General features: G+C 68.5%; 16 protein-coding genes and 5 pseudogenes. 10 read left to right on the top strand and 11 right to left on the bottom strand.

Annotated elements, in window-relative coordinates:
• The first annotated feature begins 160 nt into the window (after positions 1-160).
• Both N0A20_RS07705 and N0A20_RS07700 read left to right on the top strand, forming a co-directional pair.
• Entirely contained in the window at positions 161-664 is a 504-nt protein-coding gene (locus N0A20_RS07705) for a glycine zipper 2TM domain-containing protein (protein ID WP_312846622.1), read from the top strand.
• A 46-nt stretch (positions 665-710) separates the two neighbouring features.
• Positions 711-1271 (top strand): peroxiredoxin, encoded by a 561-nt coding sequence (locus N0A20_RS07700; protein WP_260583284.1) that lies wholly within the window; start codon positions 711-713, stop codon positions 1269-1271.
• 108 nt (positions 1272-1379) lie between these two features.
• Here the strand turns inward: N0A20_RS07700 and N0A20_RS07695 are convergent, their stop codons facing one another.
• A complete protein-coding gene (locus N0A20_RS07695) occupies positions 1380-1688 on the bottom strand; it encodes a DUF952 domain-containing protein (RefSeq protein ID WP_260583283.1) in 309 nt (102 codons plus the stop codon).
• Positions 1685-4378 (bottom strand): annotated as a pseudogene (gene gyrA, locus N0A20_RS07690) (DNA gyrase subunit A). Before gyrA ends, N0A20_RS07695 begins: the two are co-directional and overlap by 4 nt.
• Positions 4379-4670: 292 nt before the next feature.
• Between gyrA and N0A20_RS07685 the strand changes: the two are divergent.
• From N0A20_RS07685 to N0A20_RS07675, 3 genes are all read left to right on the top strand, one after another.
• A complete protein-coding gene (locus N0A20_RS07685) occupies positions 4671-5882 on the top strand; it encodes a hypothetical protein (protein WP_260583282.1) in 1212 nt (403 codons plus the stop codon).
• A 62-nt stretch (positions 5883-5944) separates the two neighbouring features.
• Positions 5945-6709 (top strand): hypothetical protein, encoded by a 765-nt coding sequence (locus N0A20_RS07680; protein WP_260583281.1) that lies wholly within the window; start codon positions 5945-5947, stop codon positions 6707-6709.
• A complete protein-coding gene (locus N0A20_RS07675; RefSeq protein WP_260583280.1) occupies positions 6706-6933 on the top strand; it encodes a hypothetical protein in 228 nt (75 codons plus the stop codon). The genes N0A20_RS07680 and N0A20_RS07675 overlap by 4 nt, the downstream gene beginning before the upstream one ends.
• Before the next feature lie 73 nt (positions 6934-7006).
• Here N0A20_RS07675 and N0A20_RS20075 read toward each other — a convergent pair whose 3' ends face one another.
• Complete coding sequence (locus tag N0A20_RS20075) at positions 7007-7534, bottom strand: hypothetical protein (RefSeq protein WP_312846621.1); 528 nt, start codon at positions 7532-7534, stop codon at positions 7007-7009.
• Between the two features lie 26 nt (positions 7535-7560).
• Here N0A20_RS20075 and N0A20_RS20070 point away from each other — a divergent pair, with 26 nt between their 5' ends.
• Both N0A20_RS20070 and N0A20_RS20065 read left to right on the top strand, forming a co-directional pair.
• Positions 7561-8124: a HAMP domain-containing sensor histidine kinase gene (locus N0A20_RS20070; protein ID WP_312846620.1), complete on the top strand. Its 564-nt coding sequence runs from the start codon at positions 7561-7563 to the stop codon at positions 8122-8124.
• Positions 8125-8137: 13 nt separating this feature from the next.
• On the top strand, positions 8138-8308 hold the full coding sequence (locus N0A20_RS20065; RefSeq protein WP_312846619.1) for an ATP-binding protein: 171 nt from the start codon (positions 8138-8140) through the stop codon (positions 8306-8308).
• 271 nt (positions 8309-8579) lie between these two features.
• Here N0A20_RS20065 and N0A20_RS07665 read toward each other — a convergent pair whose 3' ends face one another.
• On the bottom strand, positions 8580-9863 hold the full coding sequence (locus tag N0A20_RS07665) for a citrate synthase (protein ID WP_260583279.1): 1284 nt from the start codon (positions 9861-9863) through the stop codon (positions 8580-8582).
• 35 nt (positions 9864-9898) lie between these two features.
• Positions 9899-11334 (bottom strand): annotated as a pseudogene (gene gltX, locus N0A20_RS07660) (glutamate--tRNA ligase).
• A 123-nt stretch (positions 11335-11457) separates the two neighbouring features.
• On the opposite strand from gltX, the gene N0A20_RS07655 reads away from it, so the two are divergent.
• The 3 genes and pseudogenes from N0A20_RS07655 to N0A20_RS07645 all read left to right on the top strand — a co-directional run bounded on the left by N0A20_RS07655 (position 11458) and on the right by N0A20_RS07645 (position 13575).
• Positions 11458-11589 carry a hypothetical protein gene (locus tag N0A20_RS07655; protein ID WP_260583278.1) on the top strand — a complete coding sequence of 44 codons (132 nt, stop codon included), beginning with the start codon at positions 11458-11460 and terminating at the stop codon, positions 11587-11589.
• Positions 11538-12242 (top strand): annotated as a pseudogene (locus N0A20_RS07650) (DUF4131 domain-containing protein); the annotation flags it as partial. The gene N0A20_RS07655 and the pseudogene N0A20_RS07650, both read left to right, overlap by 52 nt.
• Positions 12243-12339: 97 nt before the next feature.
• Positions 12340-13575 carry a ComEC/Rec2 family competence protein gene (locus N0A20_RS07645; RefSeq protein WP_260583277.1) on the top strand — a complete coding sequence of 412 codons (1236 nt, stop codon included), beginning with the start codon at positions 12340-12342 and terminating at the stop codon, positions 13573-13575.
• On the opposite strand, the gene lexA is transcribed toward N0A20_RS07645, so the two are convergent.
• The 6 genes and pseudogenes from lexA to N0A20_RS07615 all read right to left on the bottom strand — a co-directional run bounded on the left by lexA (position 13529) and on the right by N0A20_RS07615 (position 18387).
• Positions 13529-14203: a transcriptional repressor LexA gene (gene lexA / locus N0A20_RS07640; RefSeq protein ID WP_260583276.1), complete on the bottom strand. Its 675-nt coding sequence runs from the start codon at positions 14201-14203 to the stop codon at positions 13529-13531. The genes N0A20_RS07645 and lexA overlap by 47 nt on opposite strands.
• Before the next feature lie 65 nt (positions 14204-14268).
• The gene (gene glp / locus N0A20_RS07635) at positions 14269-15459 is read right to left on the bottom strand and encodes a gephyrin-like molybdotransferase Glp (RefSeq protein WP_260583275.1); all 1191 of its coding nucleotides are present in this window, start codon (positions 15457-15459) and stop codon (positions 14269-14271) included.
• The gene (gene moaC / locus N0A20_RS07630; RefSeq protein WP_260583274.1) at positions 15456-15926 is read right to left on the bottom strand and encodes a cyclic pyranopterin monophosphate synthase MoaC; all 471 of its coding nucleotides are present in this window, start codon (positions 15924-15926) and stop codon (positions 15456-15458) included. The genes glp and moaC overlap by 4 nt, the downstream gene beginning before the upstream one ends.
• Positions 15927-16192: 266 nt before the next feature.
• Positions 16193-17701, bottom strand: a pseudogene (locus N0A20_RS07625) (ATP-dependent helicase); the annotation flags it as partial.
• A gap of 27 nt (positions 17702-17728) precedes the next feature.
• Positions 17729-17836 (bottom strand): annotated as a pseudogene (locus N0A20_RS07620) (hypothetical protein); the annotation flags it as partial.
• A gap of 2 nt (positions 17837-17838) precedes the next feature.
• Entirely contained in the window at positions 17839-18387 is a 549-nt protein-coding gene (locus tag N0A20_RS07615) for a hypothetical protein (RefSeq protein ID WP_260583273.1), read from the bottom strand.
• Between the last annotated feature and the right edge of the window lie 334 nt (positions 18388-18721).

Raw genomic sequence — 18721 nt, 5'->3', positions numbered from 1 at the left:
GATGCTGCGCCGTTTGCGCCGCGGGGTCAATCGGGCGCGGCAGACCGCCCCGAAAGCTGGCCGAGCCGTTGCGCCGGGCGGATGCGGGCGCCGCCAATTCAGCGGGGCGCCATCTTTCCGCTCCTAATCTGATCCGCGGGGATCAAGACGGAGAAGACAGATGTTGCTGTTCAAGAAACTGGCGCTGACGGCGCTCATCGGCGCCAGCACGCTCGCTGCATTGCCCGCCGAGGCCGAGGCGCGCGACCGGCATCACCGCCACGGCTATTACAGCCAGCGCGACCATGACCGGTATGGCGATCATCGCCGCGATTACCGGCGTGACTATCGCCGCGACTATCGCGATCGCCGCTATTATTGCCGGCGCGGCAGCGGCACGACCGGCCTGATCGTCGGGGGCGCGGCGGGCGCCTTGCTCGGCCGCGAGGTCGACCGTTACGGCGACCGCCTGCCCGGCACGATCATCGGCGGCGCCGCGGGCGCGCTGATCGGACGCGAGGTCGATCGCGGCGGCTCGGCGCTGCTGACGCGATCCTTGTATGATCGAACCGTAGCTCTCGGCCTGTCGAAGGGCGCCTGTTTCGCGAAGCGCCCTTCGGCAGGCTCAAGGTCACGGTGGTTTGCCCGCCGAAATTTCTTCTGCGCCCCGGCGAATATCGGCTAAGCATGCCGCGGCGGAGCCCGTTTTCGCTGTTCGTGGAGGTCGCCGAATGAAAGCCCTGATCAAAATCGCGATGCCGCTGAGCCTCGGCCTGTCGCTTGCCGTGCTTCCGGCGCAGGGCATCGCGGCGCTTCAGAAGGGCGCGAAGGCGCCCGACTTCACGCTGCAGGCCGCGCAGGGCGGCAAGGAATTCGACCTGTCGCTGAAGCAGACGCTGCGAAACGGGGTGGTCGTGCTGTATTTCTTTCCCGCCGCCTTTACGCCCGGCTGCACGGTCGAGGCCCATCTGTTCGCCGAGGCGAACAGCCGCTTCAACCAGTTGGGCGCGCGCGTCATCGGCGTGACGGCGGGCAATATCGACCGCGTCGCCGAATTCTCCCGGTCGGAATGCCGCGACAAATTCGCCGTCGCCGCCGATCCGGGCGCCAAGGTCGCGGCGCGATATGACGCGACGATGCAGCGCCCCGACGGGACGACGCTGTCGGACCGGACCTCCTATGTCATCGCTCCCGACGGGACGATCCTGCTGAGCTACACCGACAGCAAGCCGCAGGCGCATGTCGAAAAGACGATGGCGGCGGTGCGGGCGTGGAACGGACGGCGGCGGTAGGAGGGGGCGGGCGGAAGCCAACGTTGATCTCCCCTCTCGCAGGCGGGAGGGGAAATCAGCGTTTGCCCGCAACGTCCGTTCCCCACCCCAAAGCGGCCATATTTGAACCTAGTCGCGCCGCTGCAAACTCACCACCGCGTGGATCGGCAGTTCGGCATAGATGTGCGGGAAGAGCGCGCCGCCGCGCGCGGGTTCCCAACGCACCGCGTCGCCGAGCCCGGTGAGGTCCACCTCGGCGATCATCAGACCCGCCTCGCCCGCGAAATATTTCGCGATCGTTTCCTCGAGCTGCTCGGCGGTCGACAGGTGGATATAGCCGTCCTCGATATCGACCGGGGCGCCACGGAACACGCGTTCGCGCTCGAAATCGCTCCATTGCTGGGCGGTCAGGACCTTGAAGGCGGTACCTGCGGTCATTCGGCGGCTCCGTCGGGGGTCGGTTCGGCGGCGGGTTCGGCTTCGTCGCCGTCCGCCGCTTCCTCGTCGCTGTCGCCGATCAGCGCCGCCGAGACGACATGCTCGTCATGGGCGACGTCGAACAGCCGCACACCCGCCGAGCCGCGGCCGATGACGCGCAAGCCCTTGGTCTTTTCGCCGTCGTCTCCCGTGATTTGCTGTTCGATCGCTATCCGGATCAATTTGGCCTGATCGGTGACCAGCATGAGCTGGTTGCCGAACTCGGCCGGGAAGCTGGCGACCACCGGGCCGTTGCGCGCGATATTGTCGATGTTGGTGATGCCCTGGCCGCCGCGGCCGGTGCGGCGATATTCATAGGCCGACGAGAGCTTGCCATAGCCGTTGGCGCAGACGGTGAGGATGAACTCCTCGCGGGCGGTGAGTTCGGCCATGCGCTCGGCGGGGAGCGTGGGTTCGTTCCCATTGTCCTTCCACGGCGCGGCGCGGAGATAGGCTTCGCGTTCCTCGCTGGTCGTGCCGACCTTGTGGAGGATCGAGAGCGAGATCACCTCGTCGCCGTCGGCAAGCCGCATCCCGCGGACACCGGTCGAATTGCGGCTCTGGAATTCGCGCACCTCGTCGCCGGCGAAGCGGATCGCCTTGCCCTGGCGGCTGGCGAGCAGCACGTCGTCGCTTTCGTCGAGCAGCGCGACGCCGATCAGCCGGTCGTCCTCATCCTCGCCCTCGAACTTCATGGCGATCTTGCCGTTCGAGGGGACGTTGGTGAAGGCGTCCATGCTGTTGCGGCGGACATTGCCCTTGGCGGTGGCGAACATGACGTGGAGCTTGCCCCACTCGTCCTCGTCCTCGGGCAGCGGCAGCACGGTCGAGATGGTCTCGCCCGCCGCGAGCGGCAGAAGGTTGATCATCGGCTAGGCCGCGCGTCGCGGGCCCGCCCTCGGGCAGGCGCCACACCTTCATGCGGTAGACCTTGCCCGCGGTCGAGAAGAAGAGCACCGGCGTGTGCGTGGAGGTGACGAACAGCTCGGTGACGACATCCTCGTCCTTGGTCGCCATGCCGGCGCGGCCCTTGCCGCCGCGGCGCTGGGCGCGGAAGGTGTCGAGCGGGGTGCGCTTGATATAGCCGTCGAGGGTGACGGTGACGACCATCTCCTCGCGCTCGATCAGATCCTCGTCCTCGATGCCGTCGGCGGCGGGGGCGACCATGGTGCGGCGCGGCTTGGCGAATTCGTCGCGTACCGCGACCAGTTCCTCGCGCATCACGGCATAGAGTTTGGCGCGGTCGGCGAGAATACTCAAAAGCTCCTCAATCTCGGTCGCCAGACCCTTGAGTTCGTTGCCGATATCGTCGCGGCCCAAGGCGGTCAGGCGGTGCAGGCGTAGCTCGAGGATCGCCTTTACCTGAACCTCGGAGAGGCGATAGGTCGCGCTGTCCTCGATCTCGCCGTCGATCGCTTCGACGAGGCGGATATAGGGGGCGATCTCGCCGATCGGCCATTCGCGGGCGAGCAGCGCCTCGCGCGCGGCGGCGGGGCTCGACGAGCCGCGGATGATGCGCACGACCTCGTCGAGGTTCGACACCGCGACGACGAGGCCGAGCAAGATATGCGCGCGGTCGCGCGCCTTGTTGAGCTCGAACTTGCAGCGGCGGGTGATGACGTCCTCGCGGAAGGCGATGAACGCCTCGAGGATCGATTTCAGCCCCATCATTTCGGGGCGGCCGCCGCGGATCGCCAGCATGTTGGCGGGGAAGCTCGACTGCGCCGGAGTGTGGCGCCACAGCTGGTTGAGCACGACCTCGGCGGTCGCGTCGCGCTTCAGCTCGATCACGACGCGCACGCCTTCGCGGTTCGATTCGTCGCGGATATCGGCGACGCCCTCGATCCTTTTGTCGCGCGCGGCCTCGGCGATCTTTTCGACGAGGCCCGACTTGCCGACCTGGAAGGGGATCGACGTCAAGACAATCGATTGGCGGTCGCCGCGGCCTTCCTCGATGATATGCGTCGAGCGCATCATGATCGAGCCGCGGCCGGTGGCATAGGCGTTGCGGGCGCCGCCCTGGCCAAGCATCATCGCACCGGTCGGGAAGTCGGGACCGGGGACGATCGCCATCAGATCTTCGAGCGAAATCGCGGGGTTATCGATCGTTGCCAGCGTCGCGTCGATGACTTCGCCCAGATTATGCGGCGGGATGTTGGTCGCCATGCCGACCGCGATGCCGCTCGGCGCCGTTGACGAGCAGGTTCGGGTAGCGCGCCGGAAGGACCGTCGGTTCGCTTTCCGAGCCGTCATAGTTGGGCTGGAAGTCGACCGTATCCTTGTCGAGATCGTCGAGCAGCGCGTTCGCGACCTTGGCGAGGCGCGATTCGGTGTAGCGCATCGCCATGCGGCGGATCGGGGTCCATCGACCCGAAATTGCCCTGGCCGTCGACGAGCGGCACGCTCATCGACCAGTCCTGCGTCATGCGCGCGAGCGCGTCGTAGATCGAGCTGTCGCCGTGCGGGTGATATTTACCCATGACGTCGCCGACGATGCGCGCCGACTTGCGATAGGGCTTGCCCGCGACATAGCCGCTTTCATAGGCCGAATAGAGGATGCGGCGGTGCACGGGTTTCAGGCCGTCGCGCACGTCGGGCAGCGCGCGGCTGACGATCACGCTCATCGCGTAATCGAGGTAACTCGTCTTCATCTCGTCGACGATGTTGATCGGCGAGATGCCGTCCTCGGGGGACGGCGTAGGCGTATTTTCTTCGGTCAAGACCCGGCCTTTTTTCTGCTTATCGGGAGGTGGTTTTCATCTAGCCGATGGGCCGCAAAAAAGCCAGCGATTCGGGCGATTTTGACAGGAATATTTCACTGCCGGAACGGGCGCGCCGACCGCCCCGAATTGGCGTCATGCCGCCGAAAAACGCAGGGGTTGCCAATCGACCGCGCGCCCCTAAAGGTCGCGGGGTGACCCGCAAGCCAAGTTTCGGCCGCCGATGGCCCTGATCGCGCTGATCGGCGCCAGCGAGACGCTGCCCGACGGCGGGCTGCGCGCGCTCGTGACGGTGGCGGGCGAAACGCTGATCGAGCGGCAGGCGGCGCGGCTGGCCGATGTCGGGGTCACCCATATCGCCGTCGCGGTCGCGGCGGTGCCCGCCGACCTGCTCGCCACCTGCGACCGCATCCGCCGCCGGGGCGTGAAGGTCACCCCGGTGCGCGCCGCCGCCGACCTGCTCGCGCTGGTGGAGGGCGACGACCGGATCATCCTCGTCACCGACGGGCTGCAGGCGGGGGGCATGCATTATGCCGCGATCGCCAAGCCGGGGTCGCCCGCGATCCTCGTCACCGGCGACACGCCGCTGACGCAGGGGTTCGAGCGCATCGACGCGATGCGGCGCTGGGGCGGGCTGGCGAGCATTTCGGACCATATGGTGCGCGAACTCGCCGAGATGCCGGGCGAGTGGGACATGATCCTGACCCTGCTGCGCATGGCGGTGCAGTCGGGCGCGCGGCGGCTCTATTGCGAGCCGGCGCTGTTCGAGCAGGGTGACATCGCGATCGTCACCGACCGGCCGACCGCGGCGCTGCTCGAACAATCGAGCCTGCAGCAGGTCGAATATGGCGGCATGGGGCTGGGGCGGTCGGCGATCATGATGCCGATCGTGCGCCTGTTCGGGCCGCTGCTGGTCAAATCGCCCGCGACGGCGCGCTATCTGCCCTATGTCACCGGCCTGCTCTGGGTGATCGTCGCCCTGCTCGCGGCGAGCGGGCTGGCGGCGGCGGGGGCGCTGGTGGCGGTGCTCGGCGGGCTGGGGCTCGCGGCGATGCGCTTCCTGGCGGCGTTCCGCGCCGAAAGCGCGGCGCAGGACCGGGTGCGCGGGGTGATCCGCAGCTTTGCCTGGGTGCTGCTCGCGGTGTTTCCGTGGCTGTTGTCGCTGGTCGACGAGGGGCATAAAATGCCGCCTTTTTCGGAGGCTGCGCTCGCACCTTGCCTTGCCGCGGCGATCCTGCTGGCGCGCTGGCTGTACGAGGATGCGGGCGAACGGCGGCGGTTCCACTGGCTGCTTCCCGACGCCGACCAGGCATGGATGATGCTCGCCCCGGCGCTGATCTTCGGGATCGCGCCGCTGATGTTCGCGATCCTGCCGCTGCTCGCGCTGTTCCAGATCCTGCTGTGGATGCGGCTCGCGCGCCGGCCCGCGGCCTGATCGCCGGGAAATCGATCAAGGTTTAGCGCGCATTAACGCCAAGCTGCTATCGGCGGGTCGACATGGTGCAGGCATCGCTCTTTTCGCAACTGGCGTCGGTGAATCCGGCGCTGTCGGCGTGCCTGCGCGAAACGTCCGAATATCTGGCGGCGCCCGCCGCGACGCGATTGTCGGAAGAGCAGCGCGCGCTGGCGCTGGGCGTCGCGCGGCGGCTGGTTGGCGACGCAGCCGATCGGCTCGGCGGCGCGGTCGATTCGGCGGCGCTGTGGGCCGATTGGAGCGCGCATGGCCTGCCCGGCGCGGCGCAACTCGCGGGCCTGTGCTTCGTGCGCGCCGAGGAGCATCGCTGGCGCGACCAGTCGGCCGAGCATGCCGGCGAGGTTGCGCCGCATGCCGGCGAACCGGCCGGGCCGGTCGATGCGGCGGCGACGGCGGCGCCGCCGGACGATCCGCTCGCCGATGTCGATCGCGCCTATCTGGCGCTGCGCATCGCCGACCGGCGGCGCTTCGACGCGCTGGGGCATCCGGCGGTCGCGATCGACGATCTGGACCTCGGCATCTTCCGGTCGTTGCTGCTCGATATCGCGGCCTGGGGCCTTGTCCGGTCGGGCAAGGACCCGGCGCAGGCGGCGCGGCTGGGCGAAGCGGTACGCGGTGCGCTCGCGGGGCACGATCCGGCGCGGGGCATCGACCATGCCGCCGCGGCCTATCATGTCGCGCTCGCCCATGCCGGGGCGCAAGCCGACGCCGCGGCCGCGGCGATCGCGCGGCACGACTGGCCGAGCGCTGATCGCGCTCGCGGCGGCGGCGCAAAATTATCGCTATGACGATATGGCGCTGGCGCTGCTCACCGCCGAGCTGGCTGCAACTGGCGCCCTTGCTGGCGCCGCTGCTGCGCGATCATGCCGCGCTGGCGCCGCTCGAAGGATCGCTCGCGACGCTGGCGAGCCGCGCGGTGGCGAGCGCCGCGCCCGACGATTATGCCGCCGTGCTGCAGGCGCGCGCCGCCATCCTGGACGAATCCGGCGTTGACGGGGGCCGGGCGCGATGAGCGAGCGCGTCATTCGCGGCCGGATCGACCGGGGCGGCAAGCTGGTCAGCGGCGACGCGGCGCTGCTGCGGCTTCAGACGCGCGCGGGCTCCGGGCTCGACAAGCCGCTGGCGCTGCCCAATCTGGCGCGGCTCGTTGCGCTGGCGCAGCGGCTGCAGCGCGAGATCAGCCGACCGCTGATCGCCGCCGACGACCATAGCGACATCCATGCGCTGGTGCGCATCGTGCCCGATGCCGGGGGCGCGGCGGTCGAGATCAGCGACTGGCGCACGCGGCCGGTCGTCCAGCCGCAGATCCCGCCGGTCACCGACGCGGCGGCAGTGTCGCCGGAGGCCTGGTCGTGGGAATGCGATGGCCAGCTGCGGCTGGTCGCGCTGCGCCGCGGCGCCGCGGCGCCGCCGGTCGCGCCCGGCTGGGAAGGGCGGTCGCTGTCCGAACTGTTCGAGCTGCAGCCCGACGACGACGGACATTTCGCGGTGCTGCAGGCGCTGGCGCGGCAGGCGCGCTTCGCGGGGCAGCGCGTGCGCGCCGACGGTCCCGACGGACGGATGGCGATGACGCTGGCCGCCGAGCCGCTGTTCGACGCGACGGGGCGCTTCACGGGATTTCGCGGGACGGCGCTGGCCGATGCGGAGGCGCCTGTGCCTTCAGCCGACGGCGCTCTCCGACCCCGCCTTCGGATCGCTGCCGCTGTCCGATCCCGCCTTCGGGCGACGGATCGACGGGGCGCTGCGCGGACCGCTGGCGCGGATCATCGCGACCGCCGAGACGATCTCGGGCCAGTTCGACGGGCCGATCCGCGCCGATTATGCGCGCTATGCCGGCGACATCGCGCATGCCGGGCGGCATCTGCTCGGGCTGGTCGACGACCTCGCCGATCTCCAGAATATCGAGCGGCCGGGGTTCAAGGCGGCGCGCGACGAGATCGACCTCGGCGACCTCGCGCGGCGCGCGGTCGGCCTGCTCGGCATGAAGGCCGAGGAAAAGGGCATCCGCATCGACGCCCCCCCGACCGACGAGCATATGCCCGCGACCGGCGAGTTCCGCCGCGTGCTGCAGGTGCTGCTCAACCTGCTGGGCAATGCGATCCGCTATTCGCCCGAGGATTCGCTGATCTGGATCCGCCTCGACCGCCAGGGCGACCGCGCGATGGTCACCGTCGCCGATCAGGGGCAGGGCATCGACGCCTAGCCAGCAGGCGGTGGTGTTCGAGAAGTTCGAGCGGCTGGGCCGCACCGACAACGGCGGGTCGGGCCTGGGCCTTTATATCGCGCGGCGGCTGGCGCGCGCGATGGACGGCGACCTGACGGTCGACAGCGCGCCGGGGCAGGGGGCAAGGTTTACGCTGAGTTTGCCGGCGCGGGATGAAGGGTAAGGGGCAGACGTTCTCGGCCGCTTTGGGATAGGGAGCGGACGTTTGAGTAATAGGCTGGTCTCCCCTCCCGCAGGCGGGAGGGGCAGCGAGACTTACGAGCTTGCTCGTTAGTCGCAGCGGGGTGGGCATCTGCGACGTCGCTGCCCACCCCCGACCCCTCCCGCCTGCGGGAGGGGAGATCAACGTCCGCTTCCGCTCGAAACCCGCCTTCATCGCCGCACAAAAAAGGGGCCGGAAACCGGCCCCTTTCCCGTTTCACTCCGCCGCCCGATCAGCGCTCGCCCACCGGCACATAGGGCCGATGCGCCGGGCCCGTGTAGAGCTGGCGCGGGCGGCCGATCTTCTGCGCGGGGTCGGAGATCATCTCGTTCCACTGCGCGACCCAGCCGACGGTGCGGGCGAGGGCGAAGAGCGCGGTGAACATCGTCGTCGGGAAGCCGATCGCAGACAGGATGACGCCCGAATAGAAATCGACGTTCGGGAACAGCTTCTTTTCGATGAAATAGGGGTCGCTGAGCGCCATTTCCTCGAGCTGCAGTGCGACCTCGAACACCGGGTCGTTGACCTTCAGCGATTCGAACACCTCGCGTACCGTCTTTTGCATCACGGTCGCGCGCGGATCGTAATTCTTGTAGACGCGGTGGCCGAAGCCCATCAGGCGGAACGGATCGTCCTTGTCCTTGGCGCGCGCGATATATTCGGGGATGCGCTCCGGACGGCCGATCTCGCGCAGCATGTTGAGCGCGGCCTCGTTGGCGCCGCCATGCGCCGGACCCCACAGGCAGGCGATGCCCGCCGCGATGCACGCGAAGGGATTGGCGCCCGACGAGCCCGCGAGGCGGACGGTCGAGGTCGACGCGTTCTGCTCGTGGTCGGCGTGAAGGATGAAGATGCGGTCGAGCGCGCGCTCGACGACCGGGTTCACCTCATAGGGTTCGGCGGGAACGCCGAAGGTCATGCGCAGGAAATTGCCCGTGTAGCTGAGGTTGTTCTGCGGATAGACGAAGGGCTGGCCGACCGAATATTTATACGCCATCGCCGCGATCGTCGGCATTTTCGCGATCAGCCGGTGGCTGGCGACCATGCGCTGGTGCGGGTCGTGGATCTCGGTCGAGTCGTGATAGAAGGCGCTGAGCGCGCCGACGACGCCGCACATGATCGCCATCGGGTGCGCGTCGCGGCGAAACCCGCGATAAAAGGTCGCGAGCTGTTCGTGCAGCATCGTGTGGCGCGTGATGGTGTTGTCGAAATTCGCCAGTTCGTCGGCGGTCGGCAGTTCGCCGTTGAGCAGGAGGTAGCAGACCTCCATGAAGCTGGAGTTTTCGGCGAGGTCGCCGATCGCATAGCCGCGGTGGAGCAGCACACCCTCGTCGCCGTCGATATAGGTCAGGTTGGATTCGCAGCTCGCGGTCGAGGTGAAACCGGGGTCATACGTGAAAGCGCCGGTCTGCGCGTAAAGCTTGCGGATGTCGATGACGTCGGGGCCGACGGTGCCCTTGAGAATGGGGCTGTCGACGGTGACGTCGCCCAGGGTGATTTTCGCGGTATCGGTCATAGTCTTCCCCTGTTCTGGCGGCGGGAGTCGCGGTGCTACGCCCCTGCCGGATAATGCTGCGCTGCGTCAAGTCGCGCCAGGCTCGCCTCGCGGCCCAACAGCAGCAGCACGTCGAATATTCCGGGCGATACGGTCCGCCCGGTCAGGGCCGCCCGCAGCGGCTGGGCCAGTTTCCCGAGCCCGACGCTAGGCCGCTTCGCTCTCCTCGCGAATGGCGGCCTCCACCAGTTCCTGCGACCATGTCGGCAGCGCCCGCAAGCGGCCGGTGGCCGACGCGAGCATCCCCTCCGGCGCATCCCTTAGCACCGCCGCCGCCTTCTCGTCCATCGCGAGCGGTTCGGGGGCGAAGAGGAAGGTCGTGCCGTCGGCGATCTCGTGCAGCGTCTTGGCGCGCGGCTTCAGCGCGGGCATCGCCCGGACCAGCAGCGCCTGTTCGGCGGCGCCGAGGTCGCGGCCGATCAGCCCCGCCGTCATCGGCGCGACGAGCGCGGCGAGGCGCGCGTCGTCGGCCTCGCGCAGATAGTGGCCGTTGAGATTTTCGAGCTTCTTGAAGTCGAAGCGCGAGGGCGAACGGCCGACATGGTCGAGGTCGAACCATTGCACCGCCTGGTCGCGGCCGATGATCTCGTCGTCGCCATGACCCCAGCCGAGGCGGAGCAGATAATTGTTCACCGCCTCGGGCAGATAGCCCATTTCGTCGCGATAGGCATCGACGCCGAGCGCGCCGTGACGCTTCGACAATTTGGCGCCATCGGCGCCGTGGATCAGCGGAACATGGGCGTAGACGGGCTCGCGCCACTCCATCGCGCGGATCAGCGCGAGCTGGCGGAAGGCGTTGTTGAGATGATCGTCGCCGCGGATGACGTGCGTCACGCCCATGTCGTTGTCGTCGACGACGACGCTGAGCATATAGGTCGGGGTGCCGTCGCTGCGCAGCAGGACGAAATCGTCGAGTTCGGCGTTCTGCACCGTCACATCGCCCTGCACCTTGTCGTGGATCGTGACCTCGCCGTCCTGCGGCGCGCGCAGGCGGAGGACGTGCGGAACGGCGGGGTCGCCGTCGTCGCGGTCGCGCCAGGGGCTGCGGACGCGGAAGGGCAGGCGCTTTTCCTGCGCTTCGGCGCGCATCGCCGCAAGCTCGTCCTGCGTCAGATAGCAGCGATAGGCCTCGCCCTTCGCCAGCAGCTCGGCGGCGACCTCGGCGTGGCGGCTAGGCGCGCGCGAACTGGAACACCGTCTCGCCGTCCCAGTCGAGACCCAGCCATTGCATGCCGTCGAGAATCGCGTCGATCGCGGCGTCGGTCGAGCGCGCGCGGTCGGTGTCCTCGATCCGCAGCAGGAACTTGCCGCCATGGTGGCGCGCGAACAGCCAGTTGAACAGCGCGGTGCGCGCGCCGCCGATGTGGAGGAAACCCGTGGGCGACGGCGCGAAGCGCGTCACCACATCGGCGCCGGTCGCCTCGCCGGACAATGCTTGATTTTCGGTTGCCACCACGGCCTCTTTCACTCAGATTTTGCTGCCCCGCGCGCGGCGGGGACGGGGATCGGGGGTGCCCCTAGCATGGCGACAAGGCCGCTTCAAACGCCCATTGGCTTGCGTGCCGCGACGTTGCTGCGGCGGCTGCCCGCATGGATCGAGGCGCGGCTCGATGCCGAGCGCGAACGCATCGCGCTATGGCTGCCGGTGATGCTGGGGAGCGGGATCGCCGCCTGGTTTGCGCTGTAGCAGCCGAGGGGCATTGGATCGGGTTGCTGCTGATGCTTGCCGCGGGCGCGCTTGCCGGCTGGCTGATCGGCTGGCAGACGCGGTTCGGGCGGGCGGTCGTGATCGGCTGCGGCGTGATGGCTTTCGGGCTGCTGCTGATCTGGGGCCGGGCGCTGTGGGTCTCGGCGCCCGTGCTCGCGCAGCCGGTGGTAACCGAATTTTCGGCAAGGGTCGAAAGCGTCGAGCCGCTGTCGGCCAAGGACCAGGTGCGGTTGATCGTCCGGCCGCTGGCGCGGTCCGACCTGCCGCCGCGGATGCGGATCACTGCGCGGGGCGAACAGGGCATGGGCATCGCGCCGGGCGAAGCGATCGGGATGCGCGCGCGGCTGATGCCGCCGCCGACCGCGAGCCTGCCCGGCGGCTATGATTTCGCGCAGCGCGCGTGGTTCGACCGGATCGGGGCGGTGGGGACGGTGCTGGGCGACATTGCACGGGCACCGGGAGCGGGGGCGGGCGCGCAGACGCTGCGGGCGCGGCTCAGCGCGCATATTCATGAACAGATCGACGGGTCGGCGGGCGGCATCGCGGCGGCGCTCGTCGCGGGCGACCGCGGCGCGATCAGCGAGGCGGACGAGGAGGCGATGCGGCGCAGCGGACTCGCGCATCTGCTGTCGATCAGCGGGCTGCACGTCACCGCGGTGGTGGGTTTCGCGATGTTCCTCGCGATGAGCCTGCTGGCGCTCGAGCCGGCGGCTGGCGCTGGCAGGCTATGTGCTGCCGCTCGCGGCGGCGGTCGCGGCGCTGGCAGGCGGCGGATACACGCTGCTGGCGGGGGCCGAGGTGCCGACCTTGCGTTCGTTCATCGCGGCGCTGCTGGTGCTGGTTGCCTTCCTGATGGGGCGCGAGGCGCTGACGCTGCGGCTGGTCGCGGCGGGCGCGCTGATCGTGCTGCTGTGGCGCCCCGAATCGCTCGCGGGGCCGAGCTTCCAGCTGAGCTTCGCCGCGATCACCGCGATCGTGGCCTTGCACGAGGGGCGAGCGATGCAGCGTTTCATGGCGCGGCGCGAGGAGCCGTGGGCGTTTCGGCTGGGGCGCGGGATCGCGGGGCTGGTGATCACCGGGCTGGTCGTCGAGGTCGCGCTCGCGCCGATCGCGCTCTTTCATTTCCACAAGGCGGGGCTGTACGGCGCGCTCGCCAATGTGATCGCGATCCCGCTGACGACCTTCGTCATCATGCCGGTGGAGGCACTGGCGCTGCTGTTCGACAGCGTCGGGCTCGGCGCGCCCTTCTGGTGGGCGGCCGAGCGGGCGCTGAATGCGCTGATCTGGCTGGCGCACAGCGTCGCCGATGCGCCGGGCGCGGTCGCGATGCTGCCGGTGTTTCCACGCTGGGGTTTCGGTCTCGCGGTTTTCGGCGGGATCTGGCTGCTGTTATGGCGGACACGCTGGCGCTGGGCGGGGGCGGTGCCGCTGGCAATCGGCATGGCGGTGCTGCTCGTCCAGCCGCGCCCCGACCTGCTGATTACCGGCGACGGCCGGCATATCGCCGCGGCCCTGCCCGATGGCGGCTATGCGCTGCTGCGCGACCGGGCGGGCGATTATGTGCGCGACGCGATGGCCGAGGCGGCGGGAATCGATGCGCCGCTCGCGGCGCTGACCGGCCTCGATCATGTGACCTGCAACCGCGATTTCTGCCGCTGGCGGCAGGACGGCTGGACGGTTCTCGCCGCGCGCGGGCGCGACCGGATCGAAGGGGCGGAGATGGCGGCGGCGTGCGCGGCGTCCGACGTGGTGATCAGCGACCGCTGGCTGCCGCGCGAATGCGTGGCGCGCTGGCTGACGGTCGACCGCGACACGCTGCCGCAGACCGGCGGGCTGGCGCTCTATCTGGGTGAGCAGCCGCGCGTGGTGACCGCCCTGGGCGCGGGCGACGACCATATGTGGCGCCGCCCGCCGCAGGTCAGTGGTAACGACGAAGCAATCCCGACAATTTCCCCTGCACCATGACGCGCTCGGCCTCGTAGCGTTGCGGTTCATAGGCGCTGTTCGCAGGGTCGAGGCGGATCATCTTGCCCTCGCGGCGGAAATATTTGAGCGTCGCGTCCTGTCCGTCGACGAGCGCGACGACGATATCGCCCTCGCGCGCGGTGTCGGCTTTCTGGATCAGCGCATAGTCGCCGTCGAAAATCCCCGCCTCGACCATCGAATCGCCCGACACTTCGAGCGCATAATGTTCGCCCGCGCCGAGCAGCGCGGCGGGGACGGCGAGATTGTTGTAGTCCTCGAACGCCTCGATCGGCACGCCCGCGGCGATCTTGCCGTGCAGCGGCACCTCGACGATGTCGTTCGCGGCGATCGGCTTGAACTGCGGCGCGGGCGGGCGCAGCGGCACGACATTGTCGCCGCGCGCCGCCTTGCCGCCCTCGGGCAGCTTGACGACCTCGAGCGCGCGGGCGCGGTTGGGCAGGCGGCGGAGGAAGCCGCGTTCCTCGAGCGCGCTGATCAGGCGGTGGATGCCCGACTTGGACTTGAGCCCGAGCGCCTCCTTCATCTCCTCGAACGACGGCGAGATGCCGCTCGCGTCGAGCTTCTGCTGGATGAAGTGGAGCAGTTCATGCTGCTTGGCGGTCAACATCGCGCGTTCTCCATGATGCCGGTTTCGGACATAAGGGGAACGATAATGGAACATAAGCGAACTTGTCAAGCGATGTCGATATAGGACGCCGGTTCGCCCGCGTCGCGCGGCGCGGCGCCGATCGCGCGGATGACGAGCGCGTTGGCCGCGGCGAGCGGGAAGGTGCGGCCGCTGTCCTGGCCGTCGAAGGGCGTGAGCAGCCCGCCGTCGAGGCGCGCGCGCAGATAATCGCGCCGCTGGCCGCCGGGACCGAGCGAGACGGCGAGTGCGGCCTGGCGGACTTGGGGCAGCGGATCGCGTGCGCCGGCGAGGTGGCGGACCAGCGGAATCAGTAACAGGGTCGCGGTGACGAAGGCCGATGACGGGTTGCCGGGCAGGCCGAGCAGCAGCGCGTCGCCGATGGTGCCGGCGATCAGCGGCTTGCCGGGCCGCATCGCGATCTTCCAGAAATCGATCGTTCCACCGGCATCGTCCAGCGCGCCGCGGACATGGTCATGATCGCCGACCGAGGCGCCGCCGACGGTGACGATGACGTCATGGCGCCGGGCCAGGTCCTTCAGAACCCTGGCCAATATCTCGCGGTCGTCTCGGATATGGAGCGGCAGGCTGACGAGCGCCGGTTCGCCTGCCAGCATCGCGGCGAGCATCGTGCCGTTGCTGTCGGGTATCTGTCCGGGCGCGAGCGCGCGGCCCGGCTGGACGAGTTCGTCGCCGGTGGTCAGGATGGCGACGCGTGGCCGCGCGCCGACGCCGAGTTGCGCCGCACCACCCATGATCGCCGCCGCGATGGCGCCCGGGTGCAGCCGCGTTCCAGCCGGCAGAAGGGGCGCGCCGGCGATAAAATCGCTGCCGCGAGCGCGGATATGGGCGCCGTGCGCCGCCGGGCCGTCGCCGGTAAGCGTCAGCCTGGCGCCGTCCGCGGCGACATCTTCCTGAATCACCACCGTGTCGGCGCCGTCGGGCAGCATCGCGCCGGTGAAGATACGCATCGCGCTGCCCGCGGCGAGCGGGTGCGCGGGCGCTGCGCCGACGGGAATTTCGCCGGCGATCGTCCAGGGGCCGGGCAGGTCGGCGAAACGGATCGCATAGCCGTCCATCGCCGACAGCGGCGCGGCGGGCTGGTCGCGCTTTGCCACGATATCGTGTGAAAGATAGCGTCCAAGACTTTCGGAAAACGCTATATTCTCCGGAGGGAGCGGATCGCGGAGAGCGAGCAGCCGCGCTTGCGCGTCCTCGACCGGGAGCAGCCTGCTCATGTCGCGGACCAGTCGCCCGAGCGGCCGCCGCTCTTTTCGACGAGGCGGATGTCGCCGAGGATCATCGCGCGGTCGAGCGCCTTCGCCATGTCGTAGAGGGTGAGCAGCGCGACCGTGGCGGCGGTCAGCGCCTCCATCTCGACCCCGGTGGGACCGGTGGTCGCGGCGGTGGCGGTGACCGCGATGCCGTCGCCCAGCCATTCGAAATCAATGCCGACCTTGGTCAGCGCAAGCGGGTGGCAGAGCGGGATGAGGTCGGCGGTGCGCTTGGCGGCCATGATGCCCGCGATGCGCGCGGTCGAGAGGACGTCGCCCTTGGGGGCGTTGCCGGTGCGGATCGCTGCGAGGGCGCCCGCGGACATGGTGATGCGGCCAGTAGCGGTGGCGCGGCGCTGCGTGGCGGGCTTGGCGCCGACATCGACCATATGCGCGGCGCCGGTTTCGTCCAGATGAGTCGGTTTGGTCATGGCGGGACGGAACGAAGCAAGGCGGGGTGGGAAAGGCAAGAGCGGATGGGGCGGCGATGGCGGGTATCGGGCGGGAGCGGACGTTGATCTCCCCTCCCTTTTAGGGAGGGGTTGGGGGTGGGTTGCCGCCGAAGGCGGCGCTCTTCCTTCTTGCTCGCTGCGCTCGCTACCCACCCCTAACCCCTCCCTAAAAGGGAGGGGAATGACTGATCACCACCCTAAAACCGCCGCTATCCCGCGCGCGCGATCGAACCCGGCGGGGCCAATCAGCCGGCTGCCTTCACGAAACTGTCGAGCACGCGCTTGCTGCCCGCCTGCTCGAACTCGACCTCCAGCTTGTTGCCGTCGATGTCGGCGATCTCGCCATAGCCGAACTTTTCGTGGAACACGCGCATGCCGATCGCAAGATCGGCGCGCGGCTTGGCGCCGACCGAGGCGGCGGGGCCGCGTTCGGACGGGGCGGGCGCGTGGGTGATCGTCGAGGAGGCCGCGACCGCGCGCTGCCACGCGGGCCCGCGCGTCATCGTGCGCGCGGGGTTTCGTTCGGCGACATGCGCGAAGGGGTCGCCCTGCGCCGACCAGTTGGCGCGCCACAGGCTTTGCCCGCCGCCGAAGCTGTTCTCGCTGTCGACATGCTCGGGCGGGATTTCCGCGATGAAGCGGCTGGGGATGCTGCTCATCCACTGGCCGTAGATGCGGCGGTTCGCGGCGTGATAGATGCTCGCGCGCCGACGGGCGCGGGTGATCGCGACATAGGCGAGGCGGCGCTCCTCCTCGAGGCTGGCGGTGCCGCCCTCGTCCATCGAACGCTGCGACGGAAAGACGCCGTCCTCCCAGCCCGCGAGGAAGACATGGTCGAATTCCAGCCCCTTGGCGGCGTGGATCGTCATGATCGTGACGGTCTCGCTGCTGTCGTCATTGTCGCGGTCCATGACCAGGCTGACATGCTCGAGGAAGGCTTCGAGCAGATCATACTCCTCCATCGCGCGCACGAGTTCGGAGAGGTTTTCGAGCCTCCCCGCCGCCTCGACGCTGCGGTCGGCCTGGAGCATCGCGGTATAGCCCGATTCGTCGAGGATCAGCTGGGTCAGCTCGGGATGCGACAGCTCGTTCGCCTTGCCCTGCCAGCTTCGCATCTGCGCGATGAAGTTCGCGAGGCTACGCCGCGCCTGCGGTGTCAGCTCGTCGGTCTCGGTGATCCGCGCCGCGGCATTCAGCAGCGGCAGCCGCTCGGCGCGCGCATATTGGTGGATGCGTTGCAGCGCCTTGTCGCCCAGCCCGCGCTTCGGGACGTTGACGATGCGCTCGAACGCCAGATCGTCGGCCGCCGACTGGACGAGCCGCAGATAGGCGAGCGCATCGCGGATCTCGGCGCGCTCGTAGAAGCGATAGCCGCCGACGATGCGGTACGGCATGCCGATGGCGATGAAGCGGTCCTCGAACTCGCGCGTCTGGAACTGCGCGCGCACGAGGATCGCGGCGCGGTCTAGCGATACGCGGCGGTGCTGCAGCGTTTCCAGCTCCTCGCCGATCCGCCGCGCTTCCTCGGGCCCGTCCCACACGCCGACGACGCGCACCTTGTCGCCCGCGTCGAGCTCGGTCCACAGCGTCTTGCCCAGCCGCCCCGCGTTCTGCGCGATCAGCGCCGAGGCGGCGGCGAGAATCTGCGGCGTCGAGCGGTAGTTCTGCTCGAGCCGGATGACGGTCGCGCCGGGAAAATCCTTCTCGAAGCGCAGGATGTTCGCCACTTCGGCGCCGCGCCACGAATAGATGCTATTGTGCGTTACGATCCCTCCCGCGATGAAATTATGCGTTCCTTCGACGTTGAGATCATAAACGGGGGCGCCGGTTTCAACGGTTTCGACCGAGATCACCGCGTCGTGACATCCGTCAGCGCCAGCCACCACCATGCCTAGGCGCGAACCTGCGCCGCCGGTCGCAGAGCCAATGGCTTACCGAGCAAATTTGCACGTGTCCGCAAGTCCAGATCGAATCGGCTTGCGAGGCTATGGCGGATTTCGTCGAGCTTTTCGACGTCGCGGTAGAGCGTTTCGTACCGCCAGTTTGCGGGGTTGCGGGCATAAATACGGGGATTGAACCCGAGCGATCGGACAGCATCGGCATCGGCAGGATCATTGCCGCTCAGCGAGATGCGATGCATTGGCGTCGGGCCCCGGTGCTCGGCGTAGAGGGTGAGGTTGAGCGTCTTGCGCCGCCCCGCGGCTGTTTGTGGAACATGATGGGGATGCTCGATCGAAAGGCCGTGATCGTGCATAAGCCGCGCAGCCTTTTCTTCGCTGCCAAGGCTTTGATGCAATCTGTCCAGCCGGGACTGGTCGTGAACCAGCCCATTCACGCTCCCTCCTCGCCGGGCGACGAAGGGAAAAGTGGTGATGCCATATTCGAGGCTGAGCTGATGCTCATATTCGCGCGCGTCACTCTCATTGTCGAACGCCGCCACGAGCCACACCGCGTCGGCCCGTTCGTGAAGGCAACGCTGCTTGAATCCAATCACCGGTCGGCGCTGTCCGCGCGTATGGATTTGTGAGGTGCCGAGTCGAAACCCGCTGCCTCGCTTCTGCATGAGGTAGGTGAAATATTTCTGCGGGCTTTCCTCGCGGATGAAGTCGGCGAAATGGACATGTTCTGCCGTTCCGGTGATTTCGCGCCCCCGTGCAGTACGGATTCGCGTCAGGCTGGTGCGGCCCCGGCGGCTCGCAACGCGGGTCACACGCGCCGGACGGAAATCGCCCGATCCGTAGCAGGACAAGAGCATGTCGCTCGGCAGCGATGGC

This window comes from Sphingopyxis sp. PET50, from assembly GCF_025244705.1.
Lineage (GTDB): Bacteria > Pseudomonadota > Alphaproteobacteria > Sphingomonadales > Sphingomonadaceae > Sphingopyxis.
Note: the sequence above shows the minus strand (reverse complement) of the source record. Positions and strands in the feature narration are given on the sequence as shown.

What these genes read in the sequence shown, in the direction of transcription:
- glp (WP_260583275.1), bottom strand. Translation starts at nt 15,459, where the DNA reads ATGAGCAGGCTGCTCCCGGTCGAGGACGCGCAAGCGCGGCTGCTCGCT.
- N0A20_RS07695 (WP_260583283.1), bottom strand. Translation starts at nt 1,688, where the DNA reads ATGACCGCAGGTACCGCCTTCAAGGTCCTGACCGCCCAGCAATGGAGC.
- N0A20_RS20070 (WP_312846620.1), top strand. Translation starts at nt 7,561, where the DNA reads ATGCGGAGGCGCCTGTGCCTTCAGCCGACGGCGCTCTCCGACCCCGCC.
- N0A20_RS07675 (WP_260583280.1), top strand. Translation starts at nt 6,706, where the DNA reads ATGACGATATGGCGCTGGCGCTGCTCACCGCCGAGCTGGCTGCAACTG.
- N0A20_RS07665 (WP_260583279.1), bottom strand. Translation starts at nt 9,863, where the DNA reads ATGACCGATACCGCGAAAATCACCCTGGGCGACGTCACCGTCGACAGC.
- N0A20_RS07685 (WP_260583282.1), top strand. Translation starts at nt 4,671, where the DNA reads ATGGCCCTGATCGCGCTGATCGGCGCCAGCGAGACGCTGCCCGACGGC.
- moaC (WP_260583274.1), bottom strand. Translation starts at nt 15,926, where the DNA reads ATGACCAAACCGACTCATCTGGACGAAACCGGCGCCGCGCATATGGTC.
- N0A20_RS07700 (WP_260583284.1), top strand. Translation starts at nt 711, where the DNA reads ATGAAAGCCCTGATCAAAATCGCGATGCCGCTGAGCCTCGGCCTGTCG.
- lexA (WP_260583276.1), bottom strand. Translation starts at nt 14,203, where the DNA reads ATGTTGACCGCCAAGCAGCATGAACTGCTCCACTTCATCCAGCAGAAG.
- N0A20_RS07680 (WP_260583281.1), top strand. Translation starts at nt 5,945, where the DNA reads ATGGTGCAGGCATCGCTCTTTTCGCAACTGGCGTCGGTGAATCCGGCG.
- N0A20_RS07705 (WP_312846622.1), top strand. Translation starts at nt 161, where the DNA reads ATGTTGCTGTTCAAGAAACTGGCGCTGACGGCGCTCATCGGCGCCAGC.